The following is a 15982-nucleotide window of genomic DNA, read 5'->3' on the forward strand; positions in this document are numbered from 1 at the left end:
GACCGATGGCCCTCGAACGGAACACATGGTCCGGCCTGGAGAAGCAGGCGAAGGCGGGGTATCTGAAATTCGACCCGGCCGACGCCCTCGCCGCCGCCAAGGCCTGCGCCGATCTGGTCGACGACCTGCTCGGGATGGCCGCCGCGGTGACCGACCTGCGCCTGAACAACGTCGCCCCGATCGGCACGCTGACCTCCGGCGCCCAGCTGGCGATGGCGTTCACCACCAAGGGTTCTCGCCTGCACACCATCCTGAACGACCACGCCAAGATCGTCACCGACATGGGCGAGACCTACATCGCCGCGGGCAAGGCGTACACGAAGGCCGACGGGGAGTCCGGGGACACCTTCAAAGCGCTCGGCGAGCTGAAGATGCCGACCGAGGCGACGCCCTACACGCCCGGCAAGAAGGCCCCCGGCGCTCCCGATGCCGAATTCGACAAACCCAGCGGCGGCGCTATCTGGAAGGACAAGGACGGCAACTTGCACGTCTCGAAGGCGAACGCCGAGACCTTCGCCTCCTCACTGAAGGACTACCAGGGCGCGAAAGACCCCGGCGTCACGGCCAACATCGAGAACAAGGACAGTCTCAGCTTCGCCGAACTGTACGAGCTGGGGCGTGACCTCGATCCGCAGCCGGTGCTCGCCGCCGCGGGCACGTGGCACAGCCTGGCCAACGACCTGCTGGGTAAGTTGAACGGTTTTGTGAGTGTGATCTCCGCGGGCACCGAGGCATGGGAGGGACAAGGCGCTTCCGCGGCGGCGGAAGCGGTCCGAGGCTATTCCGACGGAGTGCAACCGCTGATCACCTCCATGATCGCGATGAGCCAGAACCTGGACTACACGGCGCAGTGGCTGTACTTGACCAAACTCAGCATGCCCGCGACGTCGGATCCCGGTGATTGCTGCCCGGGGAAGGTGACTCGGCGCTACCGCAACGAGTGGCAGAAGCACTACGGCGAGGGCATGAAGAACACGGTGTCGGTGATGCCGGTGGTGAACGGCCCGATCCCCGCACCTCAGCCCTCCGGTGGGCAGGGGCAGAACCAGCCGGGCAACAACCAGAACAAGCCGGGCGCCAACCAGAACCAGCCCGGCAGCAACAAGCCGGGCGTCAACCAGAACGGGCCTGGGAGCAACACGAACGGGCGAGACCGGGACACGAATACCGGTGGTCAGCGCCCCGGCGACGGAGAACAGGGCAACGGCAACCAGAAGCCCCGTGCGGACTATCCGGCTGACTACCAGGATGGCCAGGAGGCCGGACAGGGACGCGGTGGCTCCGAAACCGCGAGCTCCGGCCCGAACTCGGGCGCCGGTGTGCCCGGAGGCGACACCGAGCTCGCGGGCACTTCGCGGGAGAGCGGTGGCAGTGTCCCGCTGCCGCGGGGCTTGGACGCCGCTGCTCTCGGCAGCGGCTCACCATCGGAGGGCGGCCCCACGCGCAGTGGCACCGGTTCCGGGCCCGCGGGCTTGTTCGGCGGTTCCGCCGGACCTCAGCGCAGCGCCGCGCCCGCGCGTTCCTCCGGTGGTCCGCGAGGTTCCACCTCCCCCCAGAAGAGCGTCTCGCCCAGCGCGGAACCCATGTCCTCCGCGAGTGGCACCATGCCCGATGTGCCCTCCCTCGGCTCGGTCCCGCTGCCGCGCATGTCCTCCGGAACGGGCGGCTCGCCCGGCGGGACACCGTCGCGTTCGAGCGGCACAGCTCCCGGTGCGGGCGCGAAGTCCCTCGAGGACGCGCTGGCACGGGCGACGGGAGCGGATCCAGCGCAGGTGAAGTCGGTCCTGGACAATCTCCCGGGACTGCTGAACGAGGACACCCTGTCGCGACTCACCGGGCTGCCGCCGGAGCAGGTGCGTTCGATCTTGGACAGTATCCCGGACGTCGTCGACGAGAACGCGCTGTCGAAACTCAGCGGGGTGGACCCGGCGGGAGTGCGCTCGGTCCTGGAGAACCTTCCCAAGGCGCTGGACGAGCAGGCGCTCGCGGCGGCGACCCGCACCGGCGGCCCGTCGGCCGGGCTCGCACCGCACAACGCGACAGCGGCGGGCACTGGAAGCGCGCAGAGCGCCGATTCACTCGCCTCCGCGGGGCGGGATCTTCTCGGCCAGTTGGGGAAGGCGCTGACCCAGGGCGTGGAGGCTCTCACGCAGCTCGGGAGCACGCTGCCGGGTGCAGAAAAAGTGCAGGAGCTGTTGCGGCAGTTCGATCCGAATGCGCTGGCTGCCGCAGCCGGGGACGCTCCCGCCGACCACGCAGGCGCGGGCGACGCGGGGTCCAGCGGCGTAGGAACCGGAGTGGAGGCCGGGCTCGCGCAGTATCCGACCGAGCAATCCCGTGCCGCGCAGCTGTTTCCGCGCGCATCGCTGCCGGGCGCCGAAACGCCGGTCTATGCCGCCGCGGCGGCCGGTGCGCGTCAGAACGGTGTGCACTCCGGCGCGCCCATGATGGGCGCGCCGATGATGGGCGCGCCCGCCGCGGGCGGTGCCGCCGGGCAGGACAACACCTCACACAAGCCCGCCAAATTCTTGCAGTCGAAGGTCCATCTCGACGAGGCCATCGGAGCCGTGCCCAACCGGGTGAAGCCGGTGGTCGAGTCGTGAACCAGGCGTGGGAATTCACCGATGTGGAGTTCAACCTGCTCTGCGAGGAGGTCCGCCAGGGCGAGCTGCCCGCGCCGTTCGTCTTCACCAGCCGGACCCGGTTCGAGGCGGACTACGAGCAGGAAAAGGCGCAGGTCCGGCAGCGGCTGCGGCAACGGCTCGACCGCGATCTGGACGCCATGGCGGGCGCGCTCGCCGAACCCTACGTCTTCGTCGTCGCGCACGCCTGGAGCGACCAGGATTTCGACAATCCCGGAACGCGTACCCGGGTGCACGCGGTCCGGCACCGGGCACGCGGCTATGTATTCACCCAGCGGCCAGGTGAAACACTCGCGCACAGCGGCGGATTCGACGCAGTCGAGTGCGACCCGCACGCCCTGGCCGACACCGTGATCGGACTTCTTCCCCACTGCGCGGCGGGCGCGCTCGACGACATCCGTCTCTCGCTCCCGGCCGCCGAACCCGAGTACCAGCACGAGCGCCCGGCCGCCACGATCTCCGACAACGACGACGAACCCGACGACGACGTGCTGCGCAGCGGGGCGTTCTTCGACACTCCCGCCGTCAGTACCGGAATCGTCAAGGTGCTGCAAGGGCGCTCGAAGTACGGACCACGCGGACTTGTCGAGGCGGGCCTGCTGTGGCGGGACCTTCCCGCCGACGGCCGCTACGTGATGCCCCTGGATCACCCGGCACCGGTCGCCACCGCCATGGGCAGCGACCGGATGGCCCTGTGGGTACACGACCGGATCGAGGAGATCCTCGCGCGGTTGGATTCGCACCTGGAAACCGAGGAGTGATCGCCGGGTCGTGCCAGCACCGCCCGCACTCAGCGATCGGAGAGCCGGACCGGGCCGCTACGAGCCGAAGAACTGCCGCAGAGCAGACCGGCGCGGCAGTCCCTACTGGTGAGGATCTCCACTGCTGGTGGTGATCTACGGTACGCATGGTGAAGCCCCTGGAACGTCCCGTTGTACTCGCAATGATCTATATCCTCGGCTCGGTGCTTTTCGGGCCTGCCATCTACCTGGGCGGCTATGCACTCTTCACCCAAGGAGTCGAGGATTACTGCGATCCGGTCCATGGTGGCACGGCTTCACGCGAGGCGAGATTCACGGCTGCTCAAAGCTTCCAGGTCACTGGAGCCGTCGCCATGCTGGCAGGCGGACTTGTCCTGCTGGCTGTTCTGTGGGCTCATCGCCATCGGATCAGCCGACTTCGACTCACTATGAGTAGCTGTGGGATTCTCGTCATGATGCCACTGTTCGGCGTCCTCATCCAGCTGTCCGGCTCGTCAGGCCAGGGCGAGAGCTGCTGACCGGGATGACACCCCGTTTTCACGTCCACGAGCGCGGTCGAGCCATGGTCATGCCCGCAATGACCCCGGTATGCCCCTTGTGGTACCAGCCATAAGGGTGGCCGACGAGCAAACCGCATCGCTGCACGATCTCCGGGGCTCGGAAGTTGATGTGCGGCAGGCTGTAGGTGATCAGAACCTGGTAGCCCAGGCCGACCGCCTCCTCGAGCGTCCACGGGATCGGGTCGGCCTGGTCGGCGATGATCGTCTTTCGCACGTCGCAGCCGTGAGCGGCGGCGAGTCTGCCGCAGTGCAGTTCCTGTATGTCCCGGGTCTCGATCGCGTTGAACAGTTCGGCTCGCAGAAAGATGATCGCTGTGGCCACGCGGCGCTCCTGGCTAGTCTTGGTACGCGCCCGGTGCAGGGTCCGGCGGGATGGCCGTCCGAGTTGCCGGACCATCGCCGCTCAGCACTCCGGGCTTCGCGGCGATGTCCCCTTTAGGGGCTGGCCTGCACCGGGCGCTTCTTCAGTAGACGTGGGACACAGTCGGATTCGCAGGGCTATCGTGGTGGATCTGCGGCGGAATCGCCACCAATTCACTATCGGGCGTTCCACCACGGGGGCATGCGATATTTCACGAATCGTTATCGAGGGGAACGAAATGGCCGCTGGATCTACCCTGCCGAGACGGGCCTTGGGCCGTCAGCTGCGAAAACTGCGGGAGCGCAACGACATCTCGCAAGGCGCAGCCGCTCGGATCATCGAAACGTCGCCACAGACGTATGGGCGCTTGGAAGAAGGCAAGGTCACCAAGACCACGGATCTGATCATCAACGCCCTGGCCAATGCCTACCGGGCCGACGACGCGGAGCGCAGGCTACTGCTGGACCTCGCCCAGGAGATCCGGCAAGCCCCAACATCCAAAGCTGGGTCATGGCGAGCGCTTGCCGACGTAATCCCGAAAGACTTCAACTACTACTTGGCGTTGGAAGAGGCTGCGAGCCATATCATCTCCTGGCAATCGGCTGTGATCCCCGGACTGCTGCAAACCCGCGAGTATCGTCGTGCGCTGATCTGGGCCGGGCGTCCGGACATGCCACCGGACGAGGTCGAGCGCATACTCGATTTGGTCGTGAAGCGACAGGATCTCCTGGCAAAGGAGGATTTTCACCTCGATGCCCTCATATCCGAGGCTGTATTGCGCTGCCCGGTGGGCGGCCGAGGGGTGGCTTCCAGCCAGTTCGAGCACCTGGCCGAGCGGTCGGCAATGCCGAATGTCTCGGTGCGGGTCGTACCACTCGGGATAGAGAGTCCAATAGGGCTGTTGATGCGTTCATTCGTCATGCTCAAATTCCGGCCACTGCCAACGTCGAAGCAGGTTGAACCGCCGTTTGTCTACGAGGAGGGCCTCGTCGGAGACCTCTATGTAGAGCGCGAGGTCGAAGTTGATCAGTATGCGGAGGGAGCCCGGAGGCTGACCCAGATAGCGTTGCCCGAAGCAGCGTCCAGAGACTTGGTGCTGAAGGCGATGAAGGAGCTGAGGAAATGATCGACCTATCCGGTGCGCGCTGGTTCAAGAGCAGACGAAGCACGGGAGCCAAGGAATGCGTAGAGGTGGCGCATCTGGCCGAGGGCATGGTCGGCGTGCGCGATAGCAAGAATCCGAGCGGTCACGCTCTGGTCTTCATGCCGGGCGAGTGGGATGCCTTCACCGCTGGCGTACAAGACGGCAAGTTCAGCCGCCCATAGGTTCGCCGCCTGGACCACAGAAACGCGAATCTGCCCCCAGATTGGGCATTTCCGGGCTCTGGCCGCGGCAGAAGACCCGCTGGCCAGAGCCGGAAAGCATCAGGACAGCTTCAAACTGCGGCCGATGATTTCCTTCATGATCTCGGTGGTGCCGCCGTAGATGGTCTGGACGCGGGCGTCCATGTAGGCCTTGGCGATCGGGTATTCCTTCATGTACCCGTAGCCGCCGTGCAGTTGCAGGCAGCGGTTGATCAGGTCCAGCTGCTCCTCGGTGGTCCACCACTTGGCCATGGCGGCGTCCTCGGCGGTGAGCTTGCCCTCGTTGAGCAGTTCGATGAACTTGTCCACCATGAGGCGCACCGCGGTGGTCTTGGTGGCCAGTTCGGCGAGCACGAAGCGGGTGTTCTGCTGGGCGCCGATGGGCTTGCCGAACGCCTTGCGGTCGCGGACGTACTGGATGGTCATGTCCAGGCAGGATTCCATCGCCGCGGCCGCCATGACGGCGATCGACAGGCGCTCCTGCGGCAGGTTGTGCATGAGGTGCAGGAAACCCATGCCCTCGGTGCCGAGCAGGTTCGCGCCGGGCACCCGCACGTCGGCGAAGCTCAGTTCGGCGGTGTCCTGCGCCTTGAGGCCGAGCTTGTCCAGGTTGCGGCCGCGCTCGAAGCCGGGCATGCCCCGCTCCACCACGAACAGGCTGAAACCCATCGCGCCCTTGTCCGGGTCGGTCTGCGCGACCACGATCACGATGTCGGAGTTGATGCCGTTGGTGATGAAGGTCTTGGCGCCGTTGAGGATCCAGTCGTCGCCGTCGCGTACCGCGCGGGTTTTGATGCCTTGCAGGTCCGAGCCGGTGCCGGGCTCGGTCATCGCGATCGCGGTGATGATCTCGCCGGAACAGAAGCCGGGCAACCAGCGCTGCTTCTGCTCTTCGTTGGCCAGCTCCAGCAGATAAGGCGCGATCACATCGTTGTGCAGCGCGAAGCCCAGACCGGAGTACTGCCCGCGCACCGACTCCTCGGCGACGATGGCGTTGTAGCGGAAATCCTTGACCCCGCCGCCGCCGTACTGCTCCGGCATAGCCATGCCGAGGAAGCCCTGTTTACCCGCCTCGAGCCAGACCTCCCGGTCGACGATGCCCTGCTCTTCCCACCGCGCGTGGTTGGGCGCGACGTGCTGATCCAGAAATTTGCGGAACGACTCCCGGAACAGCTCATGTTCGGGTTCGAACAGTGTGCGCTCCACGCCAACCTCCTAGTGACCACACCGGCCGGTCCACACCGACCAGTCGTTGCCCCATACGGTACCCGGAATCAGAATCCAGGTTCACTTCTGGGCCAGCAGAGTGGTCTGACCTGGACGGGCGGTGCGGCCTCGCAGCGAACGGTGAGATTCTCGGCAAACGAGCCGGGTTGATGTGCAGCACCTGGGGCGTCAAATGCCCTGGCCCATGGCCCTCAGGACATCGGCCAACCACACCAGGTGGTAGCGCAGCGCCCGATCTGGATCGGCTAGCAGATCCTGCAGATGCTGCCAGGACTCGGACAGCTGACCGATCGTCAGGTCGGCCGGCTCGTTGTACACGTCGTACTGCTCGGCCAGCGGGACGGACCAAAAGTAGTCCTTACCCAAGACAACAGCCTCATCGGCCGTGACGGCTTCGACATGATTCAGCAGCACACCGAACACTCTGCGCAGCTCGTCGAGGGACACGCCTAGGGGGTCATCGGTCACAGACACGATGCTGAAGGATAGACAGAACTCCCCGAAATCGGCTCGAGAGGGCATCACGTCGGGCAAGTGGACAATCTCGTCCTGAATGCACTCCGCAGCACACCGGGACAGTCGTCCCAGGTAGGAGCCAAGGCCTCGTCTGGGTGGACAGGGACGAACTGGCGGGCGTGGTCGCGTACCCGAGTTCAACGGAGAGATGTTGTCGTCAGCGTTTCAGCCAACCACGTAAACGGCCCACCAAGGTGCGGCCTTTGTCGCGCTCCCGTTCGGCGAAGAGGAATTTCAGCTCCTCCTCCAGCGCCTTGCGCACAACGTCGCGGAATTCCGTTGCGGCCGCGTGCTTGTCGCTGGCTCCGCGCCACGGCGCCGGGTCGATCGGGGCGCCAGCGGAGAAGTAGAAACGCTCGGGCCGCGGGATGACGGTGGGGCCGACGCCACGGATCAGTGGAGGGGTGAGTTCGCGGCTGAGCCCGAGCGCCTCCACGGTCCAGCGCAGCGGGCGCAGGAGCGGGTGGTCGCCGTCGACCACGATGTCGTAGGCGTCGTCGACGCCGATCATCGCGACCGGCACGATCGGGGCGCCCGCCTCGATCGCCATGTGCGCGAAGCCGCTTCGTCCCTCCCACTTGAGCATGTACTTCTCGTTCTTGCGGCGCACCGCCTCGCGACCGCCGCCGGGGAACACCATGACGGCCTCGCCTCGGGCGAGCAGGGTCAGGCAGTTGGACCTGGTCCCGCGCACCGCGCCGAAGTGGTGCAGCAGGTGACGCACGCCGGGGACGTTGATCAGCACGTTCTCGGCGAGACCGCGAATGAGGCGCCCGCGGCGGCGCAGCACCTCGGGCAGCAGCAGCGGGGCGTCGATGCCGCCCATCAGATTGTGGTTGCCGACCAGCAGCACCGGGCCGTCGGCGGGGATGTTCTCCAAGCCGTAGAAGCGCGGGCTGGTCCACGCGCGCAGTGGCCCGAGTAGGGTGTCGATCAGCCGCAAATCGGTGTCGGTCAGCGAAACCGACAGCGGCGCACCGTCGCTGAGCACCGGATCAGCGCTGTCCACGGCGCCGGATCGGCTGGTACCGGAACCGGAGCGGGCGTCCGACATGAACCCTCCTGATGTCGATTCGACGACGATAGCGTAACGAAATCGACTGCGTCGCATCGAATGTGCGCGTCTCGCCGCGACACGCCCGGTGCGGTCGATCGACCGGCTCCCCGCCCGCACCGGGGAGCCCAGCCTGAATTCGCACGTCATCGCCGTCGGGGCAGCCACGCCGCGGCAGCGTCATGGTCCGATGTGAATACGCCCACATCACAGCGGAAGCCGCCGCCCGGCGGCCGTGCACAGCACCGCAAGGCGGCTGGCCCGACGTGGATACGCCCACACCACAGCGGAAATCAGCGAGCGACGACAGGTGCGCAACATCCGCAAGCCGCACGTCTACCCGGCCCGACGTGGATACGCCCACGCCACAGCCGAAATCAGCGAGCGACGACAGGTGCGCAACATCCGTAAGCCGCACGTCTACCTGTGGATACGCCCACACCACTGTGGAAGTCACCCGACCAACGACAGTGCGCACCACCGCGAACCGCACGTCTACGCGGAGACGTGCTCGCCGTCCCCATGCGCACCGTCCGTGCCCGCGTGCGCGTACTCGGACACCGCGGCGGCGAGAGCATGCGGGACGCGCGCGCGAACCCGCGTGCCGCCCTCCTCATGGTCGGCACTCAGGATGCGACCGTCGGCGTGGATGCGGGCCAGCAGGTCGCCGCGCGTGTACGGCAGCAGCACACTGATCTCCACGTCCAGTCCGCCGAGCATCTCGGCGAGCCGCTCGCGCAGCACGTCGATGCCCAGCCCGCGGTGCACGGAGACGAACGAGGCGTCCGGCAACATCGCGCGCAGATGGGTGAGGTCGGTCGGTGTGGTCGCGTCGGTCTTGTTGACCACCAGCAGTTCCGGCGGGGGCGGCGTGCCGGATTCCTTGATCACGTCCGTGATCACCTCGCGCACGGCCTTGATCTGCTCGGCGGGCAGCGCGTCCGAGCCGTCCACCACGTGCAGCAGCAGGTCGGCGCCGGTCACCTCCTCCAGGGTGGAGCGGAACGCCTCGACCAGCTGAGTGGGCAGGTGGCGGACGAAGCCGACGGTGTCGGTGAAGACCACCTCGCGGCCATCATCGAGCTCGGCGCGCCGGGTGGTGGGGTCGAGGGTGGCGAACAGCGCGTCCTGCACCAGCACTCCGGAGCCGGTGAGCGCGTTCATCAGGCTCGACTTGCCCGCGTTGGTGTAGCCGACGATCGCCACCGACGGGATACCGCTGGAGGTGCGCCGCGCCCGCATGGTGTCGCGTGCGGTCTTCATCTCCCGGATCTCGCGGCGAAGTTTCGCCATCCGCTCACGGATGCGCCGGCGATCGGTTTCGATCTTGGTCTCACCGGGGCCACGCAGACCCACGCCACCGTTGCTGCCCGCGCGACCACCGGCCTGCCGGGACATGGACTCACCCCAACCGCGCAGCCGCGGCAGCATGTATTCCATCTGGGCCAGCGAGACCTGCGCCTTGCCCTCGCGGGAGGTGGCGTGCTGAGCGAAGATGTCCAGGATCAGCGCGGTCCGGTCGATCACCTTGACCTTGACGACCTTCTCCAGCGCGGTCAGCTGCGCCGGGGTCAGCTCACCGTCGCAGATCACGGTGTCGGCGCCGGTTTCCAGCACCACGGAGCGCAGCTCGTCGGCCTTGCCGGAACCGATGTAGGTGGCCGGGTCGGGCCGGTCGCGGCGCTGGATCAGTGCCTCCAGCACCTGCGAACCCGCCGTTTCGGCCAGCGCAGCCAGCTCGGCCATGCTCGCCTCGGCCTGCGCGGCGGTTCCCGCCGTCCAGACGCCGACCAGCACGACGCGTTCCAGGCGCAGCTGCCGGTACTCGACCTCGGTGATGTCGGTGAGCTCGGTGGACAGGCCCGCCACGCGGCGCAGCGAACTGCGTTCGTCGAGCTGGAACTCTCCGACGGTCGGATCGGCCGACCAGCCCGAGCGCCGCATGCGGGCGGCGTGCTCGGCGACGACGTCGCCGGTCACGGCATCCGCACCGGTCACAGTGTCGTCGGAGGTCTCGGCGGAGCGATCGCTTGCGTCCGCCGGGGTGAATTCATACGTCTTTGATTTCCTCATACACCATCCATGCTGCCACGACATCACCGCAGCACGCACCCGGTTATTCGTGGGCGACGCGCGGCACCACGCAGCCGGACAGCCAGGCGAGCGTGCGACCGGCCGAATGCGCCGCCTGGCCGAAGGGCCGCTCGGTCGGCGTCGCTCGCCAACGCCGACCGCAATCCGCCGACATGGCGCGCTCGAGCAGGCCAGCTCCAGCCGCACATCGGCGGCACCCCGCGCGCCAGGATCGACCGGCGCCGGTCGCGCCCAGGTGCGGCTCGGATGGTCAGCTCACGCTGTTACCGCACCACCGGCAGGGGCGCGAGCGGGCTGCGGCTCACAGACCGTTCCACCAGGATCCGGCCAGGCGGCCGGTGGCGACCAGAACCGACGGCCCGCGCAGCCACGCCGAGCCGCGCTCCAGGCCGACGGTGAGCGCTCCGCCGGGCACCCGGACGGTCACCCGTCCGGTGTCCTCGGCGATCCGGAAACCGTCGGCGGCCAGCGCCGCGGCGGCCGCGGCGACGGTGCCGGTGCCGCAGGAACGCGTTTCGCCGACGCCGCGCTCATAGACCCGCATGTCGACCGAGCGCTCGTCGTCCAGCGCGGTGACGATCTCCACGTTCACTCCGTGCGGGAACAGGTCCGGATCGAAGCCGGGCGGCACGGTCAGGTCGAGCTTGCCCAGCGCCTCGGCGGACATCCCGGGATCGACGCAGGCCAGGTGCGGGTTGCCGACGTCGATGCCGATCCCGGACAGCGCCCAGCCCCCGATGGTCGCGGTGGATGGGCCGAGTTCGCGCACCGGCCCCATGCCGACGGTGACCTCGCCGTCGACCGCGTCCCCGGCGTGCACGGTGACCGGGCGCGCTCCGGCGCGGCTGCCGACGACGTAGCTGTCGCGGGTCTCCAGGCCCGACGCCGCCAGATAGTGGGCGAAGACGCGCACGCCGTTGCCGCACATCTCGGCGACCGACCCGTCGGCGTTGCGGTAGTCCATGAACCAGTCGTCGGCTCCGACACCGTCCGGAATCTCCGCGAGCACACCCGCGGCATGCAGCGCACCGGCGCGCGCGACCCGCAGCACACCGTCCGCGCCGAGCCCGCGCTGCCGATCACACAGCGCGGCGACCTGCGCCGGAGTCAGCGCCAGCTCGGCGTGCGGGTCCGGCAGCACCACGAAGTCGTTCTGGGTGCCGTGGCCCTTGGTGAACTCGATATCCGGCACGTGCGCTGTCTCCTCTGTCGTCGTCACTTGGCAAACGTGCGGCGCTGCCGGGAAATTTCGTAGAGGGCCACCGCCGCCGCGGAGGGCGCACCCAGTGAACTGGCGGTGCCACCCATCGGAATGTGCACCATATCGTCGCAGGCCGCCTGCCAGGCCGCGCTCATCCCGCTGGTCTCGTTGCCGACGACCAGGATGGTCGCGTCGGTGAAGTCGTAGTCGTAGGCGGCGCGATGGCCGTGCTCGTCGGTCCCGACGATCCGGGTCGGAATGCCGCGCCGCAGCTGCCGGTTGCGGAATTCGAGCACCTGCGCGGGGCCGGCGGCGCGCATCACCGGTACGGCGAACAGCGAACCCGTCGAGGCGCGCACGGCCTGCGGGTCGTACTGATCGGCGCCGTGTCCGGTGACGACGACGCCGCTGGCGCCGAAGGCGTCGGCCGAGCGGATCAGCGTGCCCAGATTGCCCGGTGAGTTGGGACGGTCGAACACCACGACCACCGGCGCGTCCTCCCCCGGCTCGCCCGGCTCGAAGGTCTCCAGCTCCGGTTCCCGTGACATCGCGACGGCCACCAGTTCCGGTACGCCGCTGCTCTTTTCGCCGAGCTCGGCCATCAGCTCGGGCACCAGTCCGACCTGCGGGACCACGCTGGTGTCCAGCAGCTCGCGCGCCCAGCCCGACAGCTCCGGGCCGCCGAGGCGATACAGCAGCGTCTCCAGCGGCCAGTCGTTGGCCACGGCCTGGGTGATCGGACGAACTCCTTGCACCAGGAACCGTCCGTCTCGATGACGTTTGGTGCGATTGTTCAGGTAGGCCTGCCACACCTGGACGGAGGCGTTGCGTGTGCTCACACGTCGGGTCACTGCGGAGTCCGTTCTTTCTCTTTCTCGTCGAGCAGGGCCAGCGCCGCCGCCACCAGATCGGCCGTCGCACCGTCCACCCACCGCACCCGAGGATCGCGCCGGAACCAGGAGCGCTGCCTGCGCACGTAGCGCCGGGTGCCGATCAGCGTGCGTTCCCGCGCGTGGTTCAGGTCGTATTCGTTGTCCAGGTAGGCCAGGACTTGTGCGTAGCCGATAGCGCGCCGGGCCGTGACGCCCTCGCGCAGGCCACGCTCGATCAGGCCGCGAACCTCCTCGACCAGCCCGCCCGCGAACATCGCGTCGGTGCGCCGCTCGATCCGCGCGTCCAGTGCCGCTGTCTCCCGGTCCACGCCGACGACGATCGTGCCCCAGCGCGGTTGCCCGATCGTCGGCGCCGAGGCGGCGAACGGTCGCCCGGTGAGCTCCACGACTTCGAGCGCGCGCACCATGCGCCGCCCATCGGTGGGCAGGATGGTCGCCGCTGCCGCCGGATCGGCCGCGCGCAGCGCCGCGTGCACCGCCGCGACACCGCGCTCGGCGAGCACCGCTTCCCAGCGCGCCCGCACGGCCGGATCGGTGGCCGGGAAGTCCCACTGATCCAGCAGCGCCTGCACGTACATCATCGAGCCGCCCACGATGACCGGGACATGCCCGCGCCGCATGATCGCGTCGACGTCCGCGCCGGCCGCCGCCTGGTAGGCGGCCACGGACGCGGTGTCGGTCACCTCGAGCACGTCGAGCTGGTGGTGCGGGATGCCGCGCCGCTGCGCTACGGGCAGCTTCGCCGTGCCGACGTCCATGCCGCGGTAGAGCTGCATGGCGTCGATGTTCACGATCTCGCCGCCGAGGCGTTCGGCCAGATCCAGGGCGAGGTCGGACTTGCCGGTGGCGGTGGGGCCGACGACAGCGATGGGCGTGATGCCGGAATCCGTCACAGGGCATCCTCTTGGGCGGGGCGCCAGAGACTCGCGTGGTAGCCGACGCCGAACGGCGCGTCGCGATAGCGCGTCTCCACCACCGGATCGGCGCGGAAAAGCCCGGCCAGCACTTGGTAGGCGGGACGTCCCGCGAGGGCCAGTTCGGTACACAACGCCGGATCCAGCGCCCGGAGCGCGGCGCGGTCACCTGCTGTCAGGGCACGATCGAGTTCGTCCTGCACGGGGCGGGCCCGCTCGTCGAGGTAGCCGGGCGCTTTGGTGGACAGTGTCGCCGCGCCATCGGCGACCACCAGCACGCCGCGCCGCTCGGTGGCGCCGTCGAGGTCGGCGCGCAGTTTCGCCCCGAGTTCGCCGCAATGCTCCGGCGGTGCGTCCGCCGCCACGATGCGGGCCTCGGCGACCGCGCCCGGCGCGACCTGCCCGCGCAGCCACCCGGCGATCAGCACGGCCAGCGGCAGTCGCAGATCCGCCTGCGCCGCGCCTGCGACCGCGGCGGCGGAGAAACCGACTCGGACATCGGCGCCGAATCCACGGAACGTGCCGACGGAAGCCGGACCGAAGCACGCCTCGGCCGCGCCCGGACCGACCACCACCCACTGGTCGGTCACCGACGCGAAAGCACGCACGGTGTCGAGCACCGCCGCCCGTAGCACGGCGCGCGAGTCGGGTTCGGCCGTCCCCGTCACGTCCGCCACCCCGCCGCACAACTCGGGCACCAGGATGGGTGGCGAGGGAACGAGGGCCGCGATCGAGAACACGTCGTAACCGTAGTCGTTGCCGAGACCACCGGCCTCGCCCGGCTTCGAGTGTCTCTGCCGGAAACACGCCCGGAATTGATAGTGTTCGAGAAGCTACAACCCAGGTCATCAGGGGTTGGAATCCCCGGGATTTCCTCCGCGGGAAGGCAAGGATCGATGGTCACAAGGGCTCGGACCGGGTTGAATGGGATGAGCTAGGGCGTAACCAGGCAGCCGTGACGCGCGGCAGGGACGAGGAAAAATGACCGACAGCAACGGAACCGCGAAAGCCAGCCCCGGCAAGATGCCGCGCTCTTCCGGAGCTCCGAAACCCGGCAGCTCGGTTCAACCGCCCAAGCCGCACGCGGTCAAACCCGCCCCGGGCCCGGCCCAGCAACATCCGCACCCCGTCGTCGTGCCCACCGTCTCCGACCCCAGCGTGTGGGGCCGGGTCGACGAGGACGGCACCGCGTGGGTGAAGACCGCCGAAGGTGAACGCCAGGTCGGCTCCTGGCAGGCCGGTGACGCCGCCGAGGGCCTGGCCCACTTCGGCCGCCGGTTCGACGACCTCGCCACCGAAGTCGCCCTGCTGGAGGCCAGGCTGGCGGCGGGTGCGGACGCCCGCAAGACCAAGGCCGCCGCCATGACGCTGGCCGAATCCCTGCCGACCGCCGCCGTCATCGGCGACATCGAGGGCCTGGCCCGGCGCCTGCAGGCCATCGCCGAGCACTCCGAGGAAGCGGCCGCGCACGCCAAGGAAGAGAAAGAGCGCGCTCGCCACGAGCACACCGAGCGCAAGGAGGCGCTGGCCGCCGAGGCGGAGAAGATCGCCGCCGAGTCCACCCAGTGGAAGGCCGCGGGCGATCGGCTGCGCGAAATCCTCGAGGAGTGGAAGTCCATCCGCGGAGTGGACCGCAAGGTCGACGACGCGCTGTGGAAGCGCTACTCCAAGGCGCGCGAGGCGTTCAACCGCCGCCGCGGCGCGCACTTCGCCGAGCTGGATCGCGAACGCGCCGCCGCGAAGGCACGCAAGGAGGAATTGTGCGTGCGCGCCGAGGAGTTGTCCGGCTCCACCGACTGGGTGACCACCGCGGGCGTCTTCCGTGACCTACTCGCCGAGTGGAAGGCCGCCGGGCGGGCACCGCGCGAGGCCGACGAGGCGCTGTGGCGGCGCTTCAAGAGCGCGCAGGACGTGTTCTTCGCCGCCCGCAACGCCGCGGTCTCCGAACGCGATGCCGAGTTCGAGCAGCACGCGGCGGACAAGGAGCAACTGCTCCAGACCTACGCGAACATCGACCCCTCCGCCGACCTGGAGGCCGCCCGCAGCGCGCTGCGCGAACTCCAGGACAAATGGGACGCCATCGGCAAGGTGCCGCGCGATCGCATGCAGGACTTGGAAGGCAAGCTGCGCGCGATCGAGAAGCGCGTCCGCGACGCCGCCGACGCGCAGTGGCGGCGCACCGACCCGGAGGCGGTGGCCCGAGCCGCCCAGTTCCGCGAGCGCGTGGCGCAATTCGAGGAACAGGCCGCCAAGGCGCAGGCCGCGGGCAACGTCCGCGACGCGGAGAAGGCGCTGGAGCAGGCCAAGCAGTGGCGCGAGTGGGCCGAGGCCGCCGAAGGGGCCGTCAGCAACCGCTAGGCGGCTGCCTCGCCTCCGCTCGGCCCGGCGCACAAG

General features: G+C 68.5%; 15 protein-coding genes. 6 read left to right on the forward strand and 9 right to left on the reverse strand.

The features are described 5' to 3' along the window. Positions 1 to 5: 5 nt before the first annotated feature. From NA4_RS40650 to NA4_RS22980, 3 genes are all read left to right on the forward strand, one after another. On the forward strand, positions 6 to 2603 hold the full coding sequence (locus tag NA4_RS40650) for a PPE domain-containing protein (RefSeq protein ID WP_067473654.1): 2598 nt from the start codon (positions 6 to 8) through the stop codon (positions 2601 to 2603). Beyond that, on the forward strand, positions 2600 to 3403 hold the full coding sequence (locus NA4_RS41520; RefSeq protein ID WP_067473658.1) for an ESX secretion-associated protein EspG: 804 nt from the start codon (positions 2600 to 2602) through the stop codon (positions 3401 to 3403). The genes NA4_RS40650 and NA4_RS41520 overlap by 4 nt, the downstream gene beginning before the upstream one ends. Before the next feature lie 182 nt (positions 3404 to 3585). Further along, positions 3586 to 3921, forward strand: coding sequence for a hypothetical protein (locus tag NA4_RS22980; protein WP_218022350.1), 336 nt, complete (start codon positions 3586 to 3588; stop codon positions 3919 to 3921). A 19-nt stretch (positions 3922 to 3940) separates the two neighbouring features. On the opposite strand, the gene NA4_RS22985 is transcribed toward NA4_RS22980, so the two are convergent. Then, on the reverse strand, positions 3941 to 4285 hold the full coding sequence (locus NA4_RS22985) for a hypothetical protein (RefSeq protein WP_067473663.1): 345 nt from the start codon (positions 4283 to 4285) through the stop codon (positions 3941 to 3943). A 277-nt stretch (positions 4286 to 4562) separates the two neighbouring features. Between NA4_RS22985 and NA4_RS22990 the strand changes: the two genes are divergently transcribed. Beyond that, on the forward strand, positions 4563 to 5450 hold the full coding sequence (locus tag NA4_RS22990; RefSeq protein WP_067473666.1) for a helix-turn-helix domain-containing protein: 888 nt from the start codon (positions 4563 to 4565) through the stop codon (positions 5448 to 5450). Further along, entirely contained in the window at positions 5447 to 5650 is a 204-nt protein-coding gene (locus NA4_RS22995) for a DUF397 domain-containing protein (protein WP_067473669.1), read from the forward strand. The genes NA4_RS22990 and NA4_RS22995 overlap by 4 nt, the downstream gene beginning before the upstream one ends. Positions 5651 to 5749: 99 nt before the next feature. Here the strand turns inward: NA4_RS22995 and NA4_RS23000 are convergent, their stop codons facing one another. From NA4_RS23000 to NA4_RS23035, 8 genes are all read right to left on the reverse strand, one after another. Beyond that, a complete protein-coding gene (locus NA4_RS23000) occupies positions 5750 to 6895 on the reverse strand; it encodes an acyl-CoA dehydrogenase family protein (protein WP_067473672.1) in 1146 nt (381 codons plus the stop codon). 189 nt (positions 6896 to 7084) lie between these two features. After that, positions 7085 to 7384, reverse strand: coding sequence for a hypothetical protein (locus NA4_RS23005; RefSeq protein WP_067473675.1), 300 nt, complete (start codon positions 7382 to 7384; stop codon positions 7085 to 7087). A 205-nt stretch (positions 7385 to 7589) separates the two neighbouring features. Further along, positions 7590 to 8486 carry a lysophospholipid acyltransferase family protein gene (locus tag NA4_RS23010; RefSeq protein WP_084497365.1) on the reverse strand — a complete coding sequence of 299 codons (897 nt, stop codon included), beginning with the start codon at positions 8484 to 8486 and terminating at the stop codon, positions 7590 to 7592. 495 nt (positions 8487 to 8981) lie between these two features. Further along, positions 8982 to 10430 carry a GTPase HflX gene (hflX, locus tag NA4_RS23015; RefSeq protein WP_067473697.1) on the reverse strand — a complete coding sequence of 483 codons (1449 nt, stop codon included), beginning with the start codon at positions 10428 to 10430 and terminating at the stop codon, positions 8982 to 8984. A 451-nt stretch (positions 10431 to 10881) separates the two neighbouring features. Beyond that, positions 10882 to 11763 (reverse strand): diaminopimelate epimerase, encoded by an 882-nt coding sequence (gene dapF, locus NA4_RS23020; RefSeq protein ID WP_067473700.1) that lies wholly within the window; start codon positions 11761 to 11763, stop codon positions 10882 to 10884. Between the two features lie 32 nt (positions 11764 to 11795). Continuing rightward, the gene (locus NA4_RS23025) at positions 11796 to 12632 is read right to left on the reverse strand and encodes a TrmH family RNA methyltransferase (RefSeq protein ID WP_067473678.1); all 837 of its coding nucleotides are present in this window, start codon (positions 12630 to 12632) and stop codon (positions 11796 to 11798) included. Then, positions 12629 to 13567 carry a tRNA (adenosine(37)-N6)-dimethylallyltransferase MiaA gene (miaA, locus tag NA4_RS23030; RefSeq protein ID WP_067473680.1) on the reverse strand — a complete coding sequence of 313 codons (939 nt, stop codon included), beginning with the start codon at positions 13565 to 13567 and terminating at the stop codon, positions 12629 to 12631. The genes NA4_RS23025 and miaA overlap by 4 nt, the downstream gene beginning before the upstream one ends. After that, complete coding sequence (locus tag NA4_RS23035; protein WP_067473683.1) at positions 13564 to 14328, reverse strand: class III extradiol ring-cleavage dioxygenase family protein; 765 nt, start codon at positions 14326 to 14328, stop codon at positions 13564 to 13566. Before NA4_RS23035 ends, miaA begins: the two co-directional genes overlap by 4 nt. Before the next feature lie 241 nt (positions 14329 to 14569). On the opposite strand from NA4_RS23035, the gene NA4_RS23040 reads away from it, so the two are divergent. After that, the gene (locus tag NA4_RS23040) at positions 14570 to 15946 is read left to right on the forward strand and encodes a DUF349 domain-containing protein (RefSeq protein WP_067473686.1); all 1377 of its coding nucleotides are present in this window, start codon (positions 14570 to 14572) and stop codon (positions 15944 to 15946) included. Positions 15947 to 15982 lie beyond the last annotated feature (36 nt).

This window comes from Nocardia amamiensis NBRC 102102, assembly GCF_001612745.1.
Taxonomy (GTDB): Bacteria; Actinomycetota; Actinomycetes; order Mycobacteriales; family Mycobacteriaceae; genus Nocardia; species Nocardia amamiensis.

Bases quoted from the DNA above. Each gene is read 5' to 3' on its own strand.
- NA4_RS40650 (WP_067473654.1), top strand. From the start codon at position 6: ATGGCCCTCGAACGGAACACATGGTCCGGCCTGGAGAAGCAGGCGAAG.
- NA4_RS22980 (WP_218022350.1), top strand. From the start codon at position 3,586: ATGATCTATATCCTCGGCTCGGTGCTTTTCGGGCCTGCCATCTACCTG.
- NA4_RS22990 (WP_067473666.1), top strand. From the start codon at position 4,563: ATGGCCGCTGGATCTACCCTGCCGAGACGGGCCTTGGGCCGTCAGCTG.
- NA4_RS22995 (WP_067473669.1), top strand. From the start codon at position 5,447: ATGATCGACCTATCCGGTGCGCGCTGGTTCAAGAGCAGACGAAGCACG.
- NA4_RS23010 (WP_084497365.1), bottom strand. From the start codon at position 8,486: ATGTCGGACGCCCGCTCCGGTTCCGGTACCAGCCGATCCGGCGCCGTG.
- hflX (WP_067473697.1), bottom strand. From the start codon at position 10,430: ATGCGGCGCTCGGGCTGGTCGGCCGATCCGACCGTCGGAGAGTTCCAG.
- NA4_RS23040 (WP_067473686.1), top strand. From the start codon at position 14,570: ATGACCGACAGCAACGGAACCGCGAAAGCCAGCCCCGGCAAGATGCCG.